Genomic DNA, 22684 nt, shown 5'->3' with positions numbered 1-22684 from the left:
CCTGATGAATATCATGCATTAATATGATACTCCCATCTTTTGCACGTTCTTTTACTGCCAGCACCGTTTTTTCCGGATCACGATGCTTCCAGTCAAGTGTATCAATTGTCCACAGTACATTCGGAACATTTAATTGATCCGTAATCGTTTCATCATAACTTCCATACGGCGGGCGGAAGACAGTTGCCCGTTGACCGATCGTCGATTTTATAAGTGTATCGGTTGACTGGATTTGCTGCTTTATTTCCTCAGGTGATAATGTTGTCAGTTTTTCATGATTAAATGTGTGATTGCCGATTTCATGGCCCGCGTTATATACGGCTTTTAAAATTTCAGGATGTTCCTTCACCTCTTGCCCCACAACAAAAAACGTCGCCTTTGCATCATACTTCTCCAACGTTTTTAAAATTTGTCTCGTCACTTTTGGGTGTGGGCCATCATCGAATGTTAAGGCGATTTTTTTATCCGTTGCCGGTTTAGGATTAACTTTTACTGGTTTTTCTTTTTCAACAGGCGGTGTGACCAGTCCATTCGTCAGCACATAGCCAGATAGCTTATCTGTTGTGACAAACGCCCAACCTTTTAAATTAGTGAGCATTTTAACAGGGCTGTTTTTACGTAACACACCAATTTCCGTACTCGAAGAACTGGCAATCTCTCTTACAACTAAATCTGCTGAGCTTTTAACGATCATCGCTTTCGAAACAGGTTTCACAAGTACCTGCTTATTTACAAAACCGGCAAGACGTCCATATTTTACAAAAACAAAGTCGGCAGTTGCAGATCCGTAAACCTCTACAATTGTATTTAAATGGAGTTTTCCTTTAATCTCGCTCTCATGTTTATTCGTCACAAGCACAAGTGGCTCTTCTTTTGCTTGTACGAGCATATATTGAGGGGTTGCAGACTTTAAATATTCGCTTGGAATATAGCCTACCACCGTTTTATATTGAATTTTAGCCCAACCATCCGCTTCTGAAATAATGATAACGGGTGTTGCTTTTGACAGTGTAATCAATTTTTGCTTGTATGTTTCATCAAATACTTCGGTCTCTATAGTTGTGATTTTAACTGTGGCAGAAGGGGCTGCTGCATGGACACGCGCATTATTTACTAGGGAAATACCAACGATACAGAAAACAATTAATAAGAAATACAGTATTTTTCTCAACTAAACTCTCCTTTTAGTAAAAAGTGAGCGAATAGAGTGAACGGTTGGTGGGAATCGGGTAGGGGTCTTCACTTTCGCCAAGTTTTATGTATGATTTTATCCAATCCAAGTTTCAAATAATAAGAGATAAAATCGTCCTTTAAACTTATGTATGCGAATGGGAAATATGTTAAAACAAAAAACTACTGATGAAGAAAATTTTCGTTCATCAGTAGTAGAAATGATTAAAGTGTAATGGCTTTTACTTCATCGATATTTTCAAGTTGTGCTACAAAAATTAAATCTTCTGTTGTTACTTCGTTATCAACAACAAGCATCATGACTGCTGAGCCGCCGATTTGATCGCGACCAACCTGCATTGTTGCGATATTGATATCTTTTTCAGCCAGCTTAGTCGCTACACGGCCGATTGAACCTGGCTTATCTTGGTTTTTAATGTAAAGCAGGTTGCCGTTAGGAATAACATCCACGACGAAACCTTCTACTTTAACGATACGGGCACCAAGGCCATTTAATAACGTACCAGCTACTGTATGTTTTTCTGTTTCTGTCACGATTTCAACCGTAATTAAATTTGTGAAGCCTTTAGCAGTTGTTGTTTTATGCTCATTAATCTGAATGCCGATACGCTCAGCTAAGTAACGTGCGTTGACATCATTTACGTGAGAGCCGTGGTTCGTAGAAAGAAGACCTTTAATAGCATTTGCTGTTAATGGACGTACATCAAAATTAGCGACTTCACCAGCATAAGAAATATTCAATTGTTTGATGCTTTCTTCTGTAACCTGGATTAAAAACTTACCAAGCTTTTCAGCTAATGCGAAAAACGGTTCTACTTCCGCAAGCTTTTCTTTCGGAATAGATGGCATGTTTACCGGATTTGTTACTGTACCTGTTTTAAAGAATTTAATAATGTCGTTTGATACATCGACTGCTACTGATTCCTGTGCTTCCACTGTAGATGCACCTAAGTGAGGTGTTGCAATCACTTGTGGCAATGTTAACAGTTTATGGTCTGTTGCAGGCTCTTGTACAAATACATCCAGTGCGGCACCTGCTACTTTCCCTTCAACAATCGCATCGTATAAATCATCTTCGTTAATGATACCGCCGCGAGCACAGTTGATAATACGGACACCGTCTTTCATAATAGCAAAACGTTCTTTGTTGATGATGTTACGAGTTTCAGGTAAAAGTGGTGTATGAACTGTTACAAAGTCTGCTGCTGCACATACTTCGTCAACAGTACCTTTTGTAATACCTAATTCTTTCGCACGTTCTTCAGTTAAAAATGGGTCATAGGCGATCACGTCCATACGTTGACCTTTCGCACGGTAAGCTACTTCAGCACCGATACGGCCCATCCCAATTACACCTAATGTTTTGTTTTTAAGTTCAACCCCAACATAAGATTTCCGATCCCATTTGCCGTTCTTTAATGTGTTGAACGCTTGTGGAATAAAGCGGGCAAGTGATGTCATCATTGCGATTGTATGCTCAGCCGCAGAATTCGTGTTCCCGTCTGGAGCGTTTACAACAATAATTCCGTGCTCTGTTGCGGCATTTAAATCGATGTTATCAACACCTACACCTGCACGCCCGATTAATTTCAAGTTTTTTGCTGCCTCAATAACTTCGCGTGTAACGGTTGTTTGAGAGCGGACAAGTAATACATCCACATCTGCAATTCGAGCTATTAATTGTTCTGGAGCTAATCCTGTATCAACGATGATATTTAAATTTAATTCTGTTTCCTGACGAAGCGGGAAAATACCGTCATCACTTAATGGATCTGCAATAAATACGTTGATTGTTTTTGTTGCCTTTTCGATTAATTGTGTTGCTGTCATAATAATCTCTCCTTAAAATTCACTATTATTTTTAATTAACTATACAAAAAAAGCCTTCCGTCCCTTACGAATAACGTAAGGGGCGAAAGGCATTCATTAAACAAATCGCGGTACCACCCTTATTCGTTGCCGACTATTTGTAAAAAATAGTCATACAACCTTATCAATATGCGTAACGTGCATGGGACGGAATAACTTACTTTGGATTTTCGGCTATTCTATTCAAGAGTGGAACTTATTTAGCGTATACACTGGTTTACACCGACCACCAGCTCTCTTTGCTATACAAAACTAAATAGTATGTCTCTATCACAATAGTTTGTCGTTTTTAAATTTGATAACATCATAAACCCGATTGTTCATCTTTGTCAACGAAATTTTCGAAATTAATAAATAATTAGTGAACCAATCAGCAAAAATGAGGTTGTTTTACGAATGATATTTAGGTTTTATAAATTAAATGTTCGTATTTATGAAAAAGTATGAAAGCGCTAACGATATTGATTTGAAGGGATTTATTTGAATTTACAGAAAAATAACGATTCTTAGTATTTATCGGAAAAATAACGGTTTTACTATTTCACTAAAATTTTATCTTAGTTTAAATTTTAATGCTTTAAAGAAAAATAATAAAGAAGGGGAAATAAAAAATACCACGAAATTGTATAACAGATGCACTGACAAAGGGGGAGTAGAAAATGCATTATGATGCAATCGTAATTGGAGCGGGGCTAGCAGGATTAACTGCAGTTTGTCAGCTCTTAGATGCGCAAAAAAAGGTATTGCTTGTGGATCAGGAACCCGAAAATTCTATCGGGGGTCAGGCATTTTGGTCATTTGGAGGACTATTTTTAGTAGATACTCCTGAACAAAGAAGGTTGGGTATAAAAGACAGTAAGGAGCTCGCATGGCAGGATTGGCGCGGCTCTGCAGGATTCGACCGATTAGAGGATGAGGATTACTGGGCATATGAATGGGCAAAGGCTTATGTGGATTTTGCAGCGGGAGAAAAATATGATTGGCTAAAATCACAGGGGATTCAATTTTTCCCGGTTGTCGGCTGGGCAGAGCGTGGGGGTGCTTTAGCAGGGGGGCACGGGAATTCGGTTCCCCGCTTTCATATCGTTTGGGGAACTGGCCCCGCGATTGTAGAGACTTTTTCGAGTAAAGTGTTGCAAGCTTCGGAAAGTGGTTTAATCGATTATTTGCCGCGCCACCAAGTAACTGATTTAATGACTGAAGATGGCGCTGTTACTGGCATTCAAGGGAATATTTTAGAGAATAGTATTATTCGCCGTGGGGAAGAAAGTTCAAGAGAAATCATCGGTACATTTGAATATACGGCAGATTCAGTCGTAGTAGCTAGCGGTGGTATCGGAGCAAATTTAGAACTTATCAAAGAAAATTGGCCATCACGACTAGGTCTGCCACCGGAAAATATGGTGTCCGGTGTACCTGCATTTGTCGATGGGAAGATGCTCGAAATTACAGAGCGGGCTGGCGGGCGGATCGTCAATCGAGACCGTATGTGGCATTATACGGAAGGCTTGAAAAACTGGGATCCTATATGGAAAAACCATGGGATTCGTATACTGCCCGGACCGTCATCGATGTGGTTTGATGCAACTGGAAACCGATTTAAAGCACCGAACTTTCCTGGTTTTGATACACTCAGCACACTCGAAGCAATTCAAAAAACAGGGTATGACTATTCTTGGTTTATTTTGACGGAAAAAATAATCGAAAAGGAATTTGCATTATCCGGTTCTGAGCAAAATATGGATTTAACAAATAAAAGTATAAAGGACGTGCTGAAGCGTGTTTTACCAGGACCGCCTAAAGCCGTTCAGGCATTCAAAGAAAACGGGGAAGATTTTGTCATTGCGGATAGTTTAAAAGATTTAGTCGATGGTATGAACAAACTGGCAGGCAATGACTTGCTTGATTTTATGCATATTAAAGAGCAGATTTTAGCACGTGACCGTGAAATTGAAAATATCTTTTCAAAGGATGCACAAATTAATGCATTGCATGGAGCAAGAAACTATATCGGCGATAAATTGATCCGTGCAGCCAAGCCTCACAAAATTTTGGATCCGAAAGCTGGACCGTTAATTGCGGTACGTTTAAATATACTCACACGAAAAACATTAGGGGGATTACAAACTAATTTAAACGGGCAAGTACTAAATGACGAGGGCAACCCTGTTCAAGGACTTTTTGCGGCAGGAGAAGTGAGCGGTTTTGGGGGCGGTGGCGTACATGGTTACCGTTCATTGGAAGGGACATTTTTAGGCGGGTGCTTATTTACTGGTTTACAGGTCGGTAAATATTTAGCCACTTTGAAGCCGGTACCGAACAAAGCCAAAACATTAGAAGTATGAAAATAAAGGAGATATGAAGTCATTTGTCGAAATGAATGATTATTCATAAATAAGGGGTGTATTCAATTGAACTTTGAAACAATTAAGCTGGAAATTGCGGAGCGAAAAGCAACATTAACATTAAATCGCCCGAATGCCATGAATGCAATGGATTTTACAATGATGCGCGAGTTGGCGGAATGCTTTGAAGCGCTACATAATGAAAAGGATATTCAAATTCTTATCATTAGAGGGGAAGGAAGAGTCTTCTCTGCTGGTGGCGATGTAAAAATGATGGTTTCATCAGATGACTTTTCTGATTTTGGAACGATTATGGAAGATATTTCACGTTTAGTGAAGGCTTATTATACACTTCCAATGATTACGATTGCACAAATTCATGGAGCTGCTGCCGGTTTAGGCTTTAGTCTGGCATTAGGAAGCGATATCATTGTGGCGGAGCAATCGAGTAAATTAGCGATGAACTTTATCGGAATCGGTTTAGTTCCTGACGGTGCAGGACACTTCTTTATGAAGGAACGTCTAGGGACACCAAAAGCGAAGCAAATGATATGGGAAGGAAAAGTGTTAAGCGGCGATGAAGCGCTAGCATTAGGACTCATTGATTATAATGTGGAAGATGGTCAGGCATTAGTTACAGTTGACCAACTTGTCGGCAAGCTGTTGGCATCACCGATCTTGGCGAAGATTGAAACAAAGCTGATATTGCATAATGCAAACTTGCCTGTGTTAGAGCAGATATTGGAAGGCGAATCGGCAGGACAGGTTAAAATGCGCCAAACACAAGACCATTTAGAAGGGATTCAGGCTTTCGTCGGAAAGAGAATGCCGCAATTTGAAGGAAAGTAAATAATGTCGGAGGATGCTAGTGGACCAACGCTGGCTCCTCCTTTTTTATTGGAGAATAAAATATTACTGTACAACATTACCGAATGCTTATATGATAATGAAAGACGAAAAATGGAGGTAACTTCATGGACCAAATTTGGCTATCAAATAACCGGCGACAAATCGTACACAATGTGTATTGTCCCAATGTAAATGATGCGATTGCAATTTGCGAAATTGAACTAAAACAGCTGGATCAGGAACAAAGTAATTACTTGGAAGTCCCTTTCGAGCAATTTAATGAAATACATGCGCATTTTAATAATAGCGATATTATTAAACAAGGCGCATTCACATATGAGCAAGTTCGTCACATATTAGATGCTGGAAATATCCATAATCTAGTGATTGATGAAAGAGGCTGCATCGATTTTAAGAAAGAAACGATCGGAATGAGTACCGCAATTTCTTTCGCACAAAGTAAGTGGAATGGTGCAGAACGAGGTACCGCAGTAGAAAATGCTGTACTGACAGGCTTAACAGTTATAGGAGAACCATTTGCTGAAGAAATAATAGAGAAGCAAATCGATAATCTAAATATTGTTGACCATATTGAGCTGGATGAAGGCATTGCAAGTGCCGTTAAGAAAAATGGTGCAAAGGCAGTAGTGAAGAGGATGGCTAGTACGGCCACGAAGAAGGCGATGTACAGCTCCGTTATTGCTAAAAAGGCCATTACATTACTGAATGCAAATGTTGTAACAGGAGCTCTCGTAACAGGTGTCATGTCGAGCGTCGATATAATTCGCACGATTAAAAAACAGATGTCTCCGGCACAACTATTTAAAAATATTTCCAAAACGGCTGCAAGTGTTGCAGGGAGTATAATTGGTTTAATCGTAGGTGGAGGAGTCGGCTTATCGATTCCGAATGTTAGTACAACTGTCATTAGCTTAATCGGCGGGATCATCGGTCTTATTTTAGGAAGTATATTGACGACGACCCTTGTCAAAAAAGTGCTTGATCTATTTATAAAAGATGATTCGGTTAAAATGCTGGAAATCTTTAATGAGGAGCTTGTCAATTTAGTAGAGCAATATTTATTAAATGAAAAAGAACTCCAACTAGTGTTAAGTGATTTTAATGAAATGTATAATATGCAGGAAGAGTTCCGGAAGATGTATGCTACAGAAGATCGTGTTGCGTATGCAAAATCTATGATTGAAAAGGAATTAAATCGTATTGTAAGACTGCGAATGTATTTGCAAGTCCCAACAAACGAAGAGCTTTATGAGGCGATTAAACGTTTAGTATAATAAAAGAGGGTGTCCTGAGTTTCAGGGCACCCTCTCATTTATCCCGCATAGGCGGGAGGAAAACTCCCCGTAAAAGCTGGGATAAGAACCCCCACGGATTGAAGTTTCACTCTATGTACGTTTAATTTTAAACGTGGAATAAAATTAATTTACCTGATGAGTTTACTAAGCGGTGTGTTTTTTCAGCAATACCTTTTTCTTCGATTTGCTTTTGACCTTCGATTTTTGCAGCATCATCGTTTGCGAAATTCCACACTTCATCAAATAATGTTTCCCCAGTTTTTTCAAATGCAGTAAAACGATAATTCTCCATTTAAACCACCCTTTATAAGCAAGATAATATGATTATACTAGAAATTTTTCGAAAATTCACGAAGCAGCCATCATTATTCGAGAAATATTTGTAGTTTATGAACTGTTCATGAACATTTTAATCCATCGATATTTACCCTAACTTTTGATTTATTAAACGCCATTTTGCGAAAAAAATTTAGCTTTCGGTAGCGAAGGAGCAATTGATAGTCTTTTAATCGATAAATAACGCATATACATGTTACAATAAATTGTAATAGAGTTATAAAGGGGCGATTGCTTGTGAATGGAATTACAAAACTCCAACCTGGTGAACAAGTGGACCAATATTTATTGATAAAAGAAGCAAAAAAAGGCGTAACGACTGTAGGCAAGCCTTTTATGTCACTAATTTTACAGGATCGTAGCGGAGACATTGAAGCTAAGCTATGGGATACAAACGAGGAACATGAAAATCTGTACCGTGCACAGGTAATTGTAAAAGTTGGGGGAGAGATTCACGACTATCGTGGAAAAAACCAACTGCGTGTGAAACAAATCCGACCTGCACGTGACGAGGAAGGCGTTCAAATAAGCGATCTTTTACCGACATCTGCGGTGCCAAAAGAACAGTTATTTGAAGAGCTTACACAGTACTTCTTTCAAATTCAAAATCCGAATATCTCGCGTATTACACGCAATCTTACAAAAAAATATCAAGACCAATTACTGATTTACCCTGCAGCAACTAAAAATCACCACGACTATGCATCCGGTTTACTTGACCATGTTGTATCGATGCTGAAATTAAGTGAAGCGATTTGTGATCTATATCCAACGCTGAACCGTGATTTATTATATGCGGGGGTTATTTTGCATGATATCGGTAAGGTCATTGAACTGAGCGGTCCGGTAGGTACAATGTATACGGTGGAAGGTAACTTGCTTGGTCATATTTCGATTATGGTCAATGAAATTGGTCAAGCTGCCAATGAGCTGAAAATCGAAGGCGAAGAAGTGATGCTGCTTCAACATTTAGTGTTGTCACATCACGGAAAAGAAGAGTGGGGCAGCCCGAAAAAGCCTATGATTCAAGAAGCGGAAATTTTACACTATATTGATAATATTGATGCGAAGATGAATATGCTGACACGTGCCCTTGATAAAACTAAGCCTGGCGAATTTACAGAGCGTCTATTCCCATTGGATAACCGCTCATTCTACAAACCGACAATTTAAGCTGGCAGGTTTTTTTCAGATAAAAATACAGAAATATCCTTGATAGATTTAAAAATAAGGCCGTTCAAATTCATTTATAATTTGAACGGCCTTTAATTATGAGAAATGTTATTATAGGCTTATTTGTTATTGATTATCCTGCTGGAATTTTACCATGAAATCAGCAAGGGCTTTGCAAGTTTCGACTGGGACAGCATTGTAAGTAGAAGCGCGGCAGCCCCCTACAGAACGGTGACCGTTTAAACCGACAAATCCGGCTGTTTTTGCTTCTGCAAGGAATTTTTTCTCCAACTCCTCATCTGCTACACGGAACGTAATGTTCATCAATGAACGTGAATCTTCAGTTGCATGCCCGTAGTAGAAGCCGTTCGAATTGTCGATTGCATCATAAATATACTTCGCCTTTTCTTCATTACGTTGCTCGATCGCCTCTAAGCCACCTTCAGCTTTCACCCATTTCAATACTTCCCCTAACATATAAATACCGAAAGTAGGCGGCGTATTGTACAACGAGTTGTTTTTAGAATGTGTTGCGTATTTCAGCATTGTTGGGATAGCTGAGTTTGCTTTTTCAAGGAAATCTTTACGGATGATTACAACAGTTACACCCGAAGGACCTAAGTTTTTTTGTGCCCCTGCATAAATCATGGCAAAACTTGATACATCAATTTTCTTCGATAAAATATCTGAAGACATGTCAGCAATTAGTGGAAGGTCACCAGTAGTCGGGAAAGTTTTCCACTGAGTACCGAAAATTGTATTGTTTGATGTTACGTGAAGGTATGCTGAACCTTCCGCGATTTGAATATCCGAAAGTGCCGGGATGTTTTTGTAGTTATTGCTTTTTGAGCTTGCCGCTTCTACAGGTGTACCGAATAACTTCGCTTCTGCAAAAGCCTTTTCTGACCATGCACCTGTTTGGATATAACTTGCCTTTTGCCCTTCACTTAAGAAGTTCATTGGAATCATTGAAAATTGAAGGCTTGCTCCGCCTTGTAAAAATAGTACTTCATAATTTTCAGGGATTTCGTATAACTGGCGTAAATTGGCAATCGCTTCATTATGTACTTCTTCAAATGCAGCGCTACGGTGGCTTAATTCCATTACAGACATACCGGTACCTTTAAAATCTACTAGTTCTGCCTGTGCTTTTTGTAAAACTTCTAATGGTAATGCCGATGGACCAGCATTAAAGTTAAATGCGCGTTTTGTCGTTACTGTCAATGCAATCACTCCTGGATTTTAGTAATAGAATATATAAATTGATAATATACCCTTTCGGAACAAATATGTGAAAATTCTTGAAATATTTTTTCTTATAAACAAAAAAGAGAAGAACATATAGAAAATTTATAGATTTTTGTCACGAAGGAAATAGGAATGTTCGTGTTTTGAGCTTGTTTACCTTTATAACCTTGTATATAAACAGGAACTATGCGAGTATAGAGGGGATAAAATACTGGAGGTATATAAAAATGGAACAATTACCGAAATGCCCGGAATGCGGATCAGAGTATACGTATGAAGATGGACAGAATTATGTGTGCCCGGAATGTGCGCATGAATGGTCTCAATCAGCGGAAACAGTGGAAGATGAAGGATCGGTCGTTCGCGATGCAAACGGCAACCTGTTGGCTGATGGTGATACCGTAACGGTTATAAAGGATTTAAAAGTAAAGGGAAGCTCTTCTACGTTAAAAATCGGTACACGTGTTAAAAACATTCGCCTTGTGGAAGGCGATCACAATATTGATTGTAAAATCGACGGTTTTGGTGCAATGAAGCTGAAATCTGAATTTGTGAAGAAAAACTAAAAAATGCGAGGCCCATTTATGGGACTCGCATTTTTTTATATCAACGATTATTCAGCTTTAAAGCCTGAAAAAGCGTCTTTTAAATCTTTGTCTTTTACTTCTACATCGGCTTCGTTAATTAACTCTGCCATTTTTGTGTTCCAATCAGCTTTTGTAGTTGCAATTGCGTCACGGATTTCTTCTTTTTTGTCTTCAAGTTTACCGTAATCTTTAACATCACGTTTATCAGTCACTTGAATGATGTGGAAACCATGTTCAGATTGTACAGGCTCGCTGATTTCGTCAATTTCCAATGCATATGCAGCATCGCTGAACTCAGGCACCATTGTACCTACAGTAAACCAACCTAAATCTCCGCCTTGTGCTCCAGAACCTGGATCAGCCGAGAATTCTTTCGCTAATTTTGCAAAATCTTCTCCAGCATCTAATTTAGCTTTAATTTCTTTTGCAGTCTCTTCATCTTCCACTAAAATGTGGCGGGCGTTTAATTCTTGAGATGCCTGGTTGTAGTACTTTTCGATTTCCTCGTCAGTTACTTCAACATCTTTTAAAGCTTTCTCTTGTAACAATGTGAAACGAATATTTGTTTTTAACGTTTCTTCCGTTAAATTGCTTTGTGCTAAAACAGACTCATAGCTTTCGCCATACTGCTCTTTTACACCCTTCAATTCTTCTTCGATTTCCTCGTCTGTTACTTTATATTTATCGTTCAAAATCTGTTCAACTACTACTTGTTGCAGTAATTGATCACCAGCGATGTCCTTCATTGAATTATAAAATTCTTCTTGAGTGATATCGCCTGCGCTTGTTGATACTACAACTTCATCTCCAGGATTACTGCATGCAGCTAAACCGATTGAAGCAGCAACTGTTAATGCAAAAATGGTCTTTTTCATTTGAATACGCTCCTAACTTAACTTTAATGCAATTGTAACTATAACATAAACGATTTAAAAACAAAATGGTTGCATGTGAAGAGTGCCTAAGTTTTGTGTCAACAGGTGCATACGATATTGAGAGAAAGAGAGAAGGGAGGTGACAATATGGGTGGCGGAGGTTACAATGGCGGCGGCTACGGCTCTGGCTTTGCTCTTTTAGTTGTATTGTTTATCTTGTTAATTATTGTTGGTGCAGCTTTCATCTACTAAGAAAAAAAGGTGTGTTAAAAGTCTTTACGACTTTTAACACACCTTTTCCAATTATTAAAGTATGGACCAAAAAATTTATTACATAAATAAAATTTCTTTAAACGGCTAGCAGTACTTCAACGTACATGCTTACAAGTAAAATCGTAATCAGTACATTAATCGTACGGAAAATTTTTGGCTGTTTTTCTTCTGGAATTTCACGTCGACTGCATAATGCGGCAGTCATTCGATTTATTTGGAATAAGTATATTACTGAAAATAAGATTACAACAAGTAGTAACAAATTTATTCCTCCCCTCTAAAGCATCAATAAAACCTAAATATCAAGCGGAACTAAAATTTCATAACCTCTTGGCGTTTCTTCAATTATAGCATTGTTTGGCGCATACATTAAATTTTTCACATATAAAAAATCCATGAGACAAATACAACAGTGAAAAGCGAGCAATCCACTAAAATAATGCGCATATTCAGGGAAGGAAATGCCTCCCGCGATCAATGCTGCATTAATAACAATAAAAGGTGTAACGAGTGCGAAAATGTAAGACTTTTTCGGAATGCCGTTTTGCAGGCGCATCCGGACAACCGGCATGAAATGCTGAAATTTAAAACGAAAGACGAGTGATTTTCTATATTGAAACAGAGCGATATAATGTAAAAATTTGTGCATAGGATAAATAAAAGGTATTACTAATAAAACTAACCATAAATGGCGATCAATATGCTTACCGTTAAAATTAAAACTAAATGCAATGTATGAAAAGCAAAATACAAGGACAAAAAGAGTGATAGCCAATAATACAAGCCTTCCCGTACCGTATTCGCGCTCTATGTTGATTGTTTTCCAACAATGCATGTGAGCCCCCCTAAAACATTATGGAAAAGGACGTACTATGCTTTTCCATTAACGAAACAATATTAAACATAAAACTAACTATAATAAATAAAAAAAGAAATGTCATCAATTTAATTGGCGACATTTCTTGCTATAAATTTTATGAAGTTGTTGTGATTGACGGCTTTCCTTTGTCATCAATTGTTTCTTTAAAGTTAAAGAAAGAGCGTTCGAATATTTCGATGAAGTCATCCCCGTAAATATTGCGAATAACAGCCATCACATCTAAAAACTCAGGGAAACGTCCATAAAGTTCTTTTAATGGCAATGCACCTGTTAAAATCGTATGTTCTGTATCGTGATAATGATCGTACATACGTAGGATGAGTTCTGCGCCTTTATCAGTTAACTCAACATATGTATTACGTTTGTCTTCATCACGTTTTGAGAAAGTAAGTAATCCGCGTTCTTCTAATTTTTTTGAAAAGTTGAAAGCAGTAGATACATGCATGACACCAAATTTAGCTACATCTGAAATGGAAGCACCTTTCAAATGATATGAAATCCATAAAATATGATGTTCATTAATATTTAAATCAAAAGGTTTAATCCATGTTTGCCAATCTTTTTCGATAGCTTTCCATAGTGCTTTCGAAAGTTGTGCGACTCTTTGGCTAAATAACATAGCCTCACGTTGCGAGTATAAATCTTCTGTCAAAGCAATCACCTTCTTCTTTCATTTAACATTTTATTTTAAAAATATTATAGCAATAAAAGAAAAAAGTTTAAAGTTAGAAAAATGGAATAATTCAACATTGGTTGATTAATGCTATAAAAAGATAATTTTGGGATTAATTTGGCTGTTTTTAAACTTTATTATAGTGCTAAAGTATTGGCGGTGAATTGTTGTTCATTACTCATTATTTCTATTTGAAGGAATATTTTTCTCGATTTCACTTATAGAATTCTGTAATTTCTCTATTTCTTGTTTTAAATTTATTGCTTCCGGTTCTATCTGAGTTTTGAAATTTGCGAAATTATCCTTTAATTCATTTACTATACTAGGCATACTATTTTGCACTTCTGCCTTTAAAGTTGTGATTGATTGCATTACATTATTTAGTTCATGTTGAACGTCTTGGAGCTTTGATTTGGCATTTTTTGTATTTTCCAATAAGTTTTGTCTTAAAGCTGTCCCTGATTGTGGTGCTGTAAATAAAATAACAGCCGCACCGCTAACGATGCCTGTTGTAATACCTAGTAAAAATGATTTTGCTTTCATAATGATAACCTCACTTTATTTATATTTGTTATCCAAATCTTTTTCCAAATCCATGATCCGATAAACATCGGAAAGATTGGGCGGGATAGTACTAAAAGAAAAACCAGCATTTTCATATATGAAAAAGATGCTGGCCATAGTCTCCTCATACAATTATGTAAATATAACTGATAGGAGCAATTATAAGTGTGATTTAATTTCCTCAGAAAGTGTCGACAGCACATCTGGCGGGAATTCCTGTGAACGACCATTCCAGTTGACCACTAGTCCATCTTTTTCGTCATAACGCGGAACGAGATGCAGATGGTAATGGAAAACGGTTTGACCTGCTTCAGCACCGTTATTATTAATCGTATTCATACCAGCCGGGTCAAAAGCAGCTTTAATGGCATTAGCCACTTTCGGAGCAGCAGCATATAAATTACGTGCTACATCTTCTGACATTTCAAATAGATCTTTACAATGTGTTTTCGGGATTAACAGTGTATGGCCTTTTGTTAATGGGGCAATGTCCATGAAGGCAAAAGTATGTTCATCCTCATATACTTTAATACTTGGAATTTCTCCGGCAATGATTTTGCAAAATAAGCAATCACTCATCCTATTTATCGCTCCTTTTTATTTTTGATTTTCACCATTAGAAGTTAGAAAATAATGTTATTGTAAATTGAGAGGAATACAGGGCGGTAAATTCCCTTGTAGAGCATCCGCCTGCAATAAAAATCAATTGTACAACCCCAATTTATGGTGAAGATACTATTATTTTTCTTTATTCTATCATAGATTATTCGGAAAACTACTTTCTTATATGAAGGATTTATTTTTTTGTTCTTTGAATTGAGTGTTGCATTCAGTGTTCAATTTTATTCGCTTTTGATAAACTAAAATTTAGAAAAGAGGAGTGACGACTGTGACAATTTTACAACTGCAAAATGTAACAGGTGGTTATACGAGAAAGCCTGTGATTCAAGATTTATCATTTGAAATTAACAAAGGAGAGCTCGTTGGATTAATCGGCCTTAACGGTGCTGGGAAAAGTACGACGATCAAGCATATTATTGGCACGCTCTTACCACGCTCTGGAGAAATTCGTTTAAACGGTGTGACGTTGAAGGAGAATTTGGACAAGTACCGATCAAGCTTCTCCTATATTCCGGAAACACCTGTACTATATGAAGAATTAACATTAAAAGAACATTTACAATTAACGGCAATGGCCTATGGTTTAGATGAAATAACTTTGGAACAACGCTCGGAAGTTTTATTGAAGGAATTCCGTATGGAAAAGCGATTAAATTGGTTCCCATCGCACTTTTCAAAGGGGATGCGCCAGAAGGTAATGATTATGTGCGCATTTTTAGTCGATCCAAGTTTATATATTATCGATGAGCCGTTTGTCGGTTTAGATCCGCTCGGCATTCAGTCATTACTTGACCAAATGGATGATAAAAAACGTGCAGGTGCATCGATTCTAATGTCGACACATATTTTATCGACTGCAGAAAAACATTGTGACCGCATCATTCTGCTTCATGAAGGACGCGTACGTGCACAAGGGACAATGAATGATTTGCGCAAAGCTTTCAATATGCCGACTGCGACTCTCGATGACTTATATATTGCAATGACAAAGGAGCAGGACAATGAACAGCATGCATAGTGTATGGGCTAAGCGCTTCGAGCATTACATCGGCGAAGTGATGAAGTATATGCGCTTCGTCTTTACAGGGCATATTGCGATTGTCCTTGTCTTTATCGCAGGGGCAGGGGGATATCAGTACAGCGAATGGCTGAAAGTCGTGCAGCCGGATTTCCCGGCAGAATGGCTCATTGCCGTTATAGTAGGGGGCTTAGTTGCATTTAGTAGACCTGTCACATTATTGAAAGAACCGGATCAAGTGTACTTATTGCCGCTGGAAAGCCAAATGCCGAACTATTTCAAAAAGGCGATGAACTGGACATTCTGGTCACAGCTTTTAGTGCCGGTTGTTCTGTATATAATAGCGATCCCGTTATTGAAAGAGGTTACGACACTTAGCGCAGCGGAAATTTGGCTGACTGCTGCATTTATCGCAGTTTTGAAATTCATTAATGTTCGTGCCGAGTTCAACTACCGTTATGCGAATCGGGGTAATGCCATAATACTCGACCGTTTTGTACGGGCAATCGTGTCGATTATCGGAATCCAAATGACGTTGGCAGACGGTTTGATAGGCATCGTATTTCTTATTATGATGGCTTACTATACATTTACATTGAAGAAAAAAGTGCAGGATAATCCAGTGCCTTACGAACATTTTATTAAGCTTGAGCAAAACCGCATGATGCGTTTTTACCGTTTTGCCAACTACTTCACAGATGTCCCGCATTTAAAGGGCTCTGTAAAACGTCGTGCATGGCTCGATATTGCGTATAAAGCGATCAGCTATAAAAAGGAAAATACACAGGCATATTTAATTTACCGTACGTTTATCCGTACAGATGACCATTTTTATTTATGGGTACGGTTAACAGCGATTTCAGCTGTTATTGCAATGTTTATTACGATTCCATTTGTAACTTGGATCGTTGCAGGTGCTTTGGCATTTGCGACAACACTTCAGCTTAAGTATGCCCTCATGTCAGCAGGGGATTTCCGAATGGACATGCTTTACCCGATTCCTCGCGATACGAGAAAACAGGCTGTCGCAAAACTGCTTCGTCAACTAAGCATTGTACAGGCTATTATTGTGACACTTTGTGCAATGATGCAACCGCAGTTTTACATCGTTCCGGTTGTCATTATCGCAGTCAGTGAACTGACGATGAGAATGTCAAAATAAAAAAACGTAACAATAAATAAGGCACCCATTTTCTTGAGCGAAAATGGGTGCCTATTATGTTTATAACAAGAATCCTCCAATTAATAACCCGACGGCAATTACTATAATAGAAGGAACTTTAAATTTTTCCAAAGCAATATAGCTGCCGATAATCATTAAAATCGTTGGAATCAGTTTATTTGATTCATAGGAAGACTTTGCGAAATCGAAGGTTAATGTAATTAATAATACGGCAATTGCAGGTAATACAAAGCTTGATAACCGCATTACTTTAGGGGAATCTCTATATTTTTGTAGAAGATTCAATAGTGTGATCATCAAAATCAGGGTAGGGGCAACTGTCGCGAATAATGCTATAAAACTACCTAAAAATCCGCCGACTTCAAATCCGATATAGCCTGCCATCTTCGTTGCAATAGGACCGGGCAGTGAATTTGCCAGAGCAAGAAACTCACTGAATTCACTTTGCGTCATCCACTCATACCTGTCTACCACTTCATGTTCAATTAACGGGATTGACGCAGGTCCGCCACCGTATGCTAAAAGGTTCGGTATTAAAAATGCAATAAATAGTTCCCATAATATCATTGTTCTTTTCCTCCTTTAGCGGGCAATGCAAGCGCTAATATTAAGAGTGAACCAATGATGATCCCAGGGTGGAGATCAAATACGACTATTGTTATAAAGCTGAATAAGAAAATAATAGCGCTGATTTTTAGACCTAAAGCTTTATGCGATTTTTTTAAAAAGTCGAATGCATAAAGCCCCATCATAACTGTCACAATGGGTATTACCCCTTTAGACATATTATTGATAAAGTCAGAGTTGCTAAATTGGTTCAATGAATTTAATAGAATAATAATTAATAGTACAGTAGGCATTACCGAGGCAAACAGGGCATTGATTAACCCGAGCAATCCGCCAATACGGTAACCAATATAACCTGCCATCTTTGTCGCAATCGGTCCAGGCAATGTGTTTCCGATCGATAAAACATCAGAAAAATCATCATCCGTCATAAGTTTATATTTTTCCACCACTTCTTTGTGTAGTAATGGAATAATTGTCGGACCTCCACCGAAGCCAAGAATTCCAGACACGAAGAAAGCTTTAAACAACTGAATTTGAATTTTCACATCATAACCGCCTTTTAATTAGTTAGAAGCAGAATAGTTCGGAAAACGAAAGATTTTGTAAATATGTATTATTTTATATAAAAATGCTACGAAATACAATCGTAGCATTTTTCATAAAAGCATTATTCTTTTGAAGCTCCACTATATGTCGTAATATAAGAAGATGAGTTGAACATCGACTGTAACACTTGTGTCGTACCTTCAAAAACAGGGGCAAATGAAGTTTTATACTCATCGCTGGCTTTCCAAACTTCATAGGAAGCAGGTCCGCCCCATTGAATAATAAATATATAGGTTTCTGCTTTAACCGGACGCAATAACCGGTAGGCAATTACAGCGTCATTGGAATTCAATGCAGGGATGACGTCGAGAGCTTTTTTCTCGAAAACCGGGCGTTCATCTGACATAATGGGCATATTGAAAAAAGTAAAATAGCCCTTTTGTGTAAACTGCCCATCTTGTGCAATGACTTCGAATTTGCGAGGTACTGCGAAAATAGATTTTTTATCTGTTTCGTGCAACACCACCGAATTTCCATTTCCTTGCAATAAAATTAATGGGTGCTGTGGATTTTTTGTGATTAATTTTTCCATATAGTCAGGTGTTCCTGAAGTTACATAAAAATTCATATATACCGACCTCCTTACACTATTATTTCCATTTATAAAGATATTCAAGCCATTTGTCAAAAAGTTCTATAGCAGAAGAGACAAATTTATGACATTTATTGAAGAAATCTATACAATTATTTATGAAAAGTTTATAGTCGATGATGGATATCAATGACGTTTTTGAGGTATAGAATAAAAAAGAATTTACTTTAAGGGGTAGAAATCAAAAATGATGAAATTTAATGACACATTGTTACGTGCTGCTCGCGGTGAGCAAGTAGAACATACGCCAGTTTGGTTTATGCGCCAGGCAGGCCGTTCACAGCCAGAGTATCGTGAAATAAAAGAAAAATATTCATTAGAAGAGATTACAATGCAGCCGGAGTTATGTGCATATGTGACGCGTTTACCTGTTGAACAATACAATGTAGATGCAGCGATTCTTTATAAAGATATCGTTACCCCTTTACCAGGAATAGGAATTGATGTAAAAATAAAAGCAGGAATCGGTCCGGTAATTTCAAATCCTATCCGTTCAGCTGCTGATGTAGAAAACTTACGTGATTTCAACGCACAAGAACATACACCTTATGTGCTAGAAACAATTAAAATGTTAACAACAGAACAGTTAAATGTTCCGTTAATCGGTTTTGGCGGTGCTCCGTTCACGCTTGCGAGCTATATGATTGAAGGCGGACCAAGCAAAAACTACGCTAAAACAAAATCATTCATGGTTTCACAGCCTAAAGCATGGTTTGCTTTAATGGAAAAACTGGCTGACATGATTATTGTGGATATTACAGCGCAAGTAGAAGCTGGTGCAAAGGCAATCCAAATTTTCGATTCTTGGGTTGGTGCATTAAATGTGGAAGATTACCGTATTTTTATCAAGCCGACAATGACACGTATTTTTGCTGAATTGCGCGCATTAAATGTGCCGTTAATCCAGTTTGGTGTAGGTGCATCGCATTTAGTAAACGAATGGCATGACCTGCCAGTCGATGTAGTAGGTTTGGACTGGCGTTTACCAATCCGTGAAGCAGAAGCACGCGGCGTAACAAAAGCGGTACAAGGGAACTTGGATCCTACATTATTACTGGCAGACTGGAACGTAATCGAAGCACGAGCAAAAGATATTGTGGATCAAGGATTAGTGCATACAGGCGGACATATTTTCAACTTAGGTCACGGCGTCTTCCCGGAAGTAGATCCAGCTGTATTAAAACGACTAACAACATTTGTACACGAATACAGCCGCGAACAAATCGCAAAACGTTCATAATACAACAACAAATATAAATTTGATTATTCACCGGTGAAGGTGAGAAAACTGTATAGATGAAGGTTGACTGGAGAGCACCCCAAAATAAATGGGATGTAAAACCTTTAAAACTAATAAAAAAGAAACGTGTTTAAAAACATGCAGAGGTGAACTTACATGAAAGAAGTACGCGGGTTATTAGTAATGGCTTATGGTACGCCATATAAAGAAGAAGATATTGAACGTTATTACACACATATTCGTCATGGCCGCAAACCGAGCCAGGAACATTTGGACGACTTAACAGAACGTTACCGTGCAATCGGCGGTATTTCTCCGCTTGCGAAAATGACGGAAGCACAGGCCCATGCATTGTGTGCACGTTTGAACGAAGTACAGGACGAAGTGGAATATAAAGTATTTATCGGCTTAAAGCATATTGAACCATTTGTAGAAGATGCAGTAGAAGCAATGGTGAAAGAAGGAATCACTGAGGCGGTATCAATCGTTTTAGCACCACACTTCTCGACTTTCTCTATTAAATCGTACAATGGACGAGCGAAAGAAGCGGCGGAAAAATTGGGCGGCACGTTAAATATCACTTCTGTTGAAGCATGGTATGACGAGCCTAAGTTCATTGAATTCTGGAAAAATGCCGTGAATGGCGAGTTGGCAAAAATGACAGAAGAAGAGCGCGCAAATGCTTGCTTAATCGTGTCTAACCACTCATTGCCGGAAAAAATTAAACTTGCGGGCGATCCTTATGAAGAGCAGTTAATCGAAACAGCACGTTTAATTGAAGAGGCTTCTGATATTGTGAATGTTGAAGTAGGCTGGCAATCAGCTGGACAAACACCAGAGCCATGGCTGGGACCGGATGTACAGGACTTAACGAAGGAATTATTTGAGCAAAAAGGTTATAAAGCATTCATCTATACACCAGTAGGATTTGTTACAGAGCATTTAGAAGTGCTATATGATAATGACATTGAGTGTAAAGTTGTTTGTGACGAAATCGGTGCAAGCTACTATCGCCCGACAATGCCAAATACACATCCTTTATTCATTGATGCAATGGTAGATGCTATCAATAAAAAATTAGCGAAATAGTAGAGAGTGATGATGAGGGTGACTTTAAAAAGGAATAAGGTTGTTATCGTTGGCGGTGGCATCACTGGTTTGACGACGGCATACTATTTACAGCAAAAAACGAAGGCGCATAATTTACCGATAGATATCGTGCTGATTGAAGCGTCACTACGTTTAGGTGGTAAAATCCATACAGTGCGTCAAAATGGATATATTATCGAACGTGGGCCTGAATCGTTTTTTGATACAGGTAGCAGTGTCCGAGTGCTGGCACGTGATTTAAATATCGAACATGAGATGATTCAAAATAATTATGGTCGAACATTCATCGCAGTTGGTAGCAAGTTACACCAAATTCCGAGCAACATTCTGCTCGGAGGGTCACCTAAAATCTTCCCGTTCATGACATCGAATGTTCTATCTATAATGGGGAAATTCCGCGCAGCAGGCGATTTGTTATTACCGAAATTACCGCATGCGGCAGACGAACCGATCAGTGAATTTTTCAATCGACGCTTTGGTAAAGAAGTCGTAGAAAATTTAGTCGAGCCGGTGTTGGCAGGTACTTTTGCAGGTGATGTCGACCATCTTAGTATGCAATCGATGTTCCCGCAGTTTTATCAGTTGGAAAAAGAATACCGCAGTTTGCTTCTCGGTATGAAGAAAACCGGTAAAGGCATCTACGCGCTCGTAGATACTCCAGGTGAACTACATTACGAATCATTTGAAAACGGGCTGGAATCTTTAATTGAAACATTGGAAAATGCTTTAACCGATGTTACGATTTTAAAAGGATTGAAAGTGAACTCCATTGAAAAAAATAATGATGACACTCATCTTATTGAATTGAATGATGGGACGTCCATTCAAGCAGATAAAATTGTTGTTACGACACCGTTTAATGTAGCGAAAAGAATCTTCCCGGATTCAATAACAATGCAGCAAGTTCCGGATATGAATTATGCTACGATTGCTACGGTTACAATGGCATTTGAAAAAGGTTCGATGCAAAAATATGAAGATGCACTTAACTTCTTCGTTTCACGCAATAGTCATTTTGCAATTACAAGCTGTACGTGGAGTCACAGAAAATGGGGTAATGTTTCTCCGGAGGGCCATGAACTGCTTAGAGTTTACATTGGCCGTGTAGGGGATGAATCGATTGTAGAGCTGCCCGACAGTGAAATTGAAAAAATTGTATTGCAGGATTTGGAACGGGCGGTAGGTTTGGATGCCCAGCCATTGTTGACAACAGTTGCCCGCTGGAAAGAAGCAATGCCTCAATATACAATTGGTCATGAGTCTCGCATGTCAACTATGAAAAAACAGTTTTATCAAGAGTATCCGAATGTCTTTTTAACAGGAAGCTCCTATGAGGGAATTAGTATTCCAGACTGCGTATTGCAAGGGAGAAATACTGCCGAGCAATTACTCAACCAGTTGGCCGAGTCAAAATTAGCAATGTAACAATTCAATAGAATAGATGAAAGAATGCTGTATTAAAAGTAAACCGCTTTTAATGCAGTATTTTTGTTTGAATAATTTCCTAATGGTTCACAAATTTACCTTAATTATAGTATGCATCTGTGCGGAATTTTTAGTACGCT

24 protein-coding genes and 1 other annotated feature are annotated in these 22684 nt (G+C 38.3%); of the genes, 11 read left to right on the top strand and 13 right to left on the bottom strand.

The genetic code is table 11. The features are described from left to right. Together ABS917_RS14650 and serA are read right to left on the bottom strand one after the other, a co-directional pair. Positions 1–1171: polysaccharide deacetylase family protein (locus ABS917_RS14650; protein ID WP_350479684.1), on the bottom strand; the 1171-nt coding region annotated here is incomplete at its 3' end. Between the two features lie 224 nt (positions 1172–1395). After that, positions 1396–3021 carry a phosphoglycerate dehydrogenase gene (gene serA, locus ABS917_RS14645; RefSeq protein ID WP_350479683.1) on the bottom strand — a complete coding sequence of 542 codons (1626 nt, stop codon included), beginning with the start codon at positions 3019–3021 and terminating at the stop codon, positions 1396–1398. 75 nt (positions 3022–3096) lie between these two features. Further along, positions 3097–3343 (bottom strand) — a binding site (T-box leader). A 376-nt stretch (positions 3344–3719) separates the two neighbouring features. Between serA and ABS917_RS14640 the strand changes: the two genes are divergently transcribed. The 3 genes from ABS917_RS14640 to ABS917_RS14630 all read left to right on the top strand — a co-directional run bounded on the left by ABS917_RS14640 (position 3720) and on the right by ABS917_RS14630 (position 7549). Continuing rightward, complete coding sequence (locus ABS917_RS14640) at positions 3720–5405, top strand: FAD-binding dehydrogenase (RefSeq protein ID WP_350479682.1); 1686 nt, start codon at positions 3720–3722, stop codon at positions 5403–5405. Between the two features lie 66 nt (positions 5406–5471). Next, positions 5472–6254, top strand: coding sequence for an enoyl-CoA hydratase (locus ABS917_RS14635; protein ID WP_350479681.1), 783 nt, complete (start codon positions 5472–5474; stop codon positions 6252–6254). 125 nt (positions 6255–6379) lie between these two features. Next, positions 6380–7549 (top strand): hypothetical protein, encoded by a 1170-nt coding sequence (locus ABS917_RS14630; protein ID WP_350479680.1) that lies wholly within the window; start codon positions 6380–6382, stop codon positions 7547–7549. Positions 7550–7676: 127 nt separating this feature from the next. On the opposite strand, the gene ABS917_RS14625 is transcribed toward ABS917_RS14630, so the two are convergent. Then, positions 7677–7862: a YhzD family protein gene (locus ABS917_RS14625; RefSeq protein ID WP_008406474.1), complete on the bottom strand. Its 186-nt coding sequence runs from the start codon at positions 7860–7862 to the stop codon at positions 7677–7679. A 281-nt stretch (positions 7863–8143) separates the two neighbouring features. Between ABS917_RS14625 and yhaM the strand changes: the two genes are divergently transcribed. After that, positions 8144–9079: a 3'-5' exoribonuclease YhaM gene (gene yhaM / locus ABS917_RS14620; RefSeq protein WP_350479679.1), complete on the top strand. Its 936-nt coding sequence runs from the start codon at positions 8144–8146 to the stop codon at positions 9077–9079. Positions 9080–9205: 126 nt separating this feature from the next. Here yhaM and serC read toward each other — a convergent pair whose 3' ends face one another. Beyond that, positions 9206–10303: a 3-phosphoserine/phosphohydroxythreonine transaminase gene (serC, locus tag ABS917_RS14615; RefSeq protein WP_350479678.1), complete on the bottom strand. Its 1098-nt coding sequence runs from the start codon at positions 10301–10303 to the stop codon at positions 9206–9208. A 251-nt stretch (positions 10304–10554) separates the two neighbouring features. Here serC and ABS917_RS14610 point away from each other — a divergent pair, with 251 nt between their 5' ends. Beyond that, entirely contained in the window at positions 10555–10893 is a 339-nt protein-coding gene (locus ABS917_RS14610; protein WP_350479677.1) for a zinc ribbon domain-containing protein YjdM, read from the top strand. Positions 10894–10940: 47 nt separating this feature from the next. Here the strand turns inward: ABS917_RS14610 and ABS917_RS14605 are convergent, their stop codons facing one another. Further along, positions 10941–11789, bottom strand: coding sequence for a peptidylprolyl isomerase (locus ABS917_RS14605; RefSeq protein WP_350479676.1), 849 nt, complete (start codon positions 11787–11789; stop codon positions 10941–10943). Between the two features lie 147 nt (positions 11790–11936). On the opposite strand from ABS917_RS14605, the gene ABS917_RS14600 reads away from it, so the two are divergent. Then, on the top strand, positions 11937–12041 hold the full coding sequence (locus tag ABS917_RS14600; protein ID WP_081483416.1) for a YjcZ family sporulation protein: 105 nt from the start codon (positions 11937–11939) through the stop codon (positions 12039–12041). Positions 12042–12138: 97 nt separating this feature from the next. Here ABS917_RS14600 and ABS917_RS14595 read toward each other — a convergent pair whose 3' ends face one another. The 5 genes from ABS917_RS14595 to ABS917_RS14575 form a co-directional block, all read right to left on the bottom strand. After that, entirely contained in the window at positions 12139–12324 is a 186-nt protein-coding gene (locus tag ABS917_RS14595; protein ID WP_079524475.1) for a hypothetical protein, read from the bottom strand. Positions 12325–12357: 33 nt separating this feature from the next. Beyond that, complete coding sequence (locus tag ABS917_RS14590; RefSeq protein ID WP_350479674.1) at positions 12358–12897, bottom strand: DUF3267 domain-containing protein; 540 nt, start codon at positions 12895–12897, stop codon at positions 12358–12360. Positions 12898–13036: 139 nt separating this feature from the next. Then, positions 13037–13600 (bottom strand): HTH-type transcriptional regulator Hpr, encoded by a 564-nt coding sequence (locus tag ABS917_RS14585; RefSeq protein WP_173364531.1) that lies wholly within the window; start codon positions 13598–13600, stop codon positions 13037–13039. Between the two features lie 189 nt (positions 13601–13789). Then, positions 13790–14158, bottom strand: coding sequence for a YtxH domain-containing protein (locus tag ABS917_RS14580; protein WP_350479673.1), 369 nt, complete (start codon positions 14156–14158; stop codon positions 13790–13792). A gap of 180 nt (positions 14159–14338) precedes the next feature. After that, on the bottom strand, positions 14339–14758 hold the full coding sequence (locus ABS917_RS14575) for an HIT family protein (RefSeq protein ID WP_350479672.1): 420 nt from the start codon (positions 14756–14758) through the stop codon (positions 14339–14341). A gap of 310 nt (positions 14759–15068) precedes the next feature. On the opposite strand from ABS917_RS14575, the gene ABS917_RS14570 reads away from it, so the two are divergent. After that, positions 15069–15818, top strand: coding sequence for an ABC transporter ATP-binding protein (locus ABS917_RS14570; protein WP_350479671.1), 750 nt, complete (start codon positions 15069–15071; stop codon positions 15816–15818). Further along, positions 15802–16980 (top strand): ABC transporter permease, encoded by a 1179-nt coding sequence (locus ABS917_RS14565; protein ID WP_350479670.1) that lies wholly within the window; start codon positions 15802–15804, stop codon positions 16978–16980. Before ABS917_RS14570 ends, ABS917_RS14565 begins: the two co-directional genes overlap by 17 nt. Positions 16981–17040: 60 nt before the next feature. Here ABS917_RS14565 and ABS917_RS14560 read toward each other — a convergent pair whose 3' ends face one another. The 3 genes from ABS917_RS14560 to ABS917_RS14550 form a co-directional block, all read right to left on the bottom strand. Further along, positions 17041–17568 carry a chromate transporter gene (locus ABS917_RS14560; RefSeq protein ID WP_350479669.1) on the bottom strand — a complete coding sequence of 176 codons (528 nt, stop codon included), beginning with the start codon at positions 17566–17568 and terminating at the stop codon, positions 17041–17043. After that, positions 17565–18116 (bottom strand): chromate transporter, encoded by a 552-nt coding sequence (locus tag ABS917_RS14555; protein ID WP_350479668.1) that lies wholly within the window; start codon positions 18114–18116, stop codon positions 17565–17567. The genes ABS917_RS14560 and ABS917_RS14555 overlap by 4 nt, the downstream gene beginning before the upstream one ends. A 122-nt stretch (positions 18117–18238) precedes the next feature. Further along, positions 18239–18745, bottom strand: a complete 507-nt coding sequence (locus tag ABS917_RS14550; protein ID WP_350479667.1) for an antibiotic biosynthesis monooxygenase family protein — start codon at positions 18743–18745, stop codon at positions 18239–18241. 211 nt (positions 18746–18956) lie between these two features. Here ABS917_RS14550 and hemE point away from each other — a divergent pair, with 211 nt between their 5' ends. From hemE to hemY, 3 genes are all read left to right on the top strand, one after another. Next, complete coding sequence (gene hemE, locus ABS917_RS14545; RefSeq protein ID WP_350479666.1) at positions 18957–20009, top strand: uroporphyrinogen decarboxylase; 1053 nt, start codon at positions 18957–18959, stop codon at positions 20007–20009. 156 nt (positions 20010–20165) lie between these two features. Further along, entirely contained in the window at positions 20166–21098 is a 933-nt protein-coding gene (gene hemH / locus ABS917_RS14540) for a ferrochelatase (protein ID WP_251690373.1), read from the top strand. A gap of 12 nt (positions 21099–21110) precedes the next feature. Then, positions 21111–22544 carry a protoporphyrinogen oxidase gene (gene hemY, locus ABS917_RS14535; protein ID WP_350479665.1) on the top strand — a complete coding sequence of 478 codons (1434 nt, stop codon included), beginning with the start codon at positions 21111–21113 and terminating at the stop codon, positions 22542–22544. Positions 22545–22684: the final 140 nt, after the last annotated feature.

It is taken from the genome of Solibacillus sp. (assembly GCF_040273735.1).
Lineage (GTDB): Bacteria > Bacillota > Bacilli > Bacillales_A > Planococcaceae > Solibacillus.
This window is presented reverse-complemented; position numbering and strand designations above follow the sequence as displayed.

Coding starts and splice junctions, on each gene's coding strand:
- ABS917_RS14580 (WP_350479673.1), bottom strand. CDS start 14,158: ATGAAAGCAAAATCATTTTTACTAGGTATTACAACAGGCATCGTTAGC.
- ABS917_RS14600 (WP_081483416.1), top strand. CDS start 11,937: ATGGGTGGCGGAGGTTACAATGGCGGCGGCTACGGCTCTGGCTTTGCT.
- ABS917_RS14575 (WP_350479672.1), bottom strand. CDS start 14,758: ATGAGTGATTGCTTATTTTGCAAAATCATTGCCGGAGAAATTCCAAGT.
- ABS917_RS14640 (WP_350479682.1), top strand. CDS start 3,720: ATGCATTATGATGCAATCGTAATTGGAGCGGGGCTAGCAGGATTAACT.
- ABS917_RS14560 (WP_350479669.1), bottom strand. CDS start 17,568: ATGATATTATGGGAACTATTTATTGCATTTTTAATACCGAACCTTTTA.
- ABS917_RS14605 (WP_350479676.1), bottom strand. CDS start 11,789: ATGAAAAAGACCATTTTTGCATTAACAGTTGCTGCTTCAATCGGTTTA.
- serA (WP_350479683.1), bottom strand. CDS start 3,021: ATGACAGCAACACAATTAATCGAAAAGGCAACAAAAACAATCAACGTA.
- hemE (WP_350479666.1), top strand. CDS start 18,957: ATGATGAAATTTAATGACACATTGTTACGTGCTGCTCGCGGTGAGCAA.
- hemH (WP_251690373.1), top strand. CDS start 20,166: ATGAAAGAAGTACGCGGGTTATTAGTAATGGCTTATGGTACGCCATAT.
- ABS917_RS14565 (WP_350479670.1), top strand. CDS start 15,802: ATGAACAGCATGCATAGTGTATGGGCTAAGCGCTTCGAGCATTACATC.
- ABS917_RS14630 (WP_350479680.1), top strand. CDS start 6,380: ATGGACCAAATTTGGCTATCAAATAACCGGCGACAAATCGTACACAAT.
- ABS917_RS14610 (WP_350479677.1), top strand. CDS start 10,555: ATGGAACAATTACCGAAATGCCCGGAATGCGGATCAGAGTATACGTAT.
- ABS917_RS14590 (WP_350479674.1), bottom strand. CDS start 12,897: ATGCATTGTTGGAAAACAATCAACATAGAGCGCGAATACGGTACGGGA.
- ABS917_RS14625 (WP_008406474.1), bottom strand. CDS start 7,862: ATGGAGAATTATCGTTTTACTGCATTTGAAAAAACTGGGGAAACATTA.
- hemY (WP_350479665.1), top strand. CDS start 21,111: ATGAGGGTGACTTTAAAAAGGAATAAGGTTGTTATCGTTGGCGGTGGC.
- ABS917_RS14550 (WP_350479667.1), bottom strand. CDS start 18,745: ATGAATTTTTATGTAACTTCAGGAACACCTGACTATATGGAAAAATTA.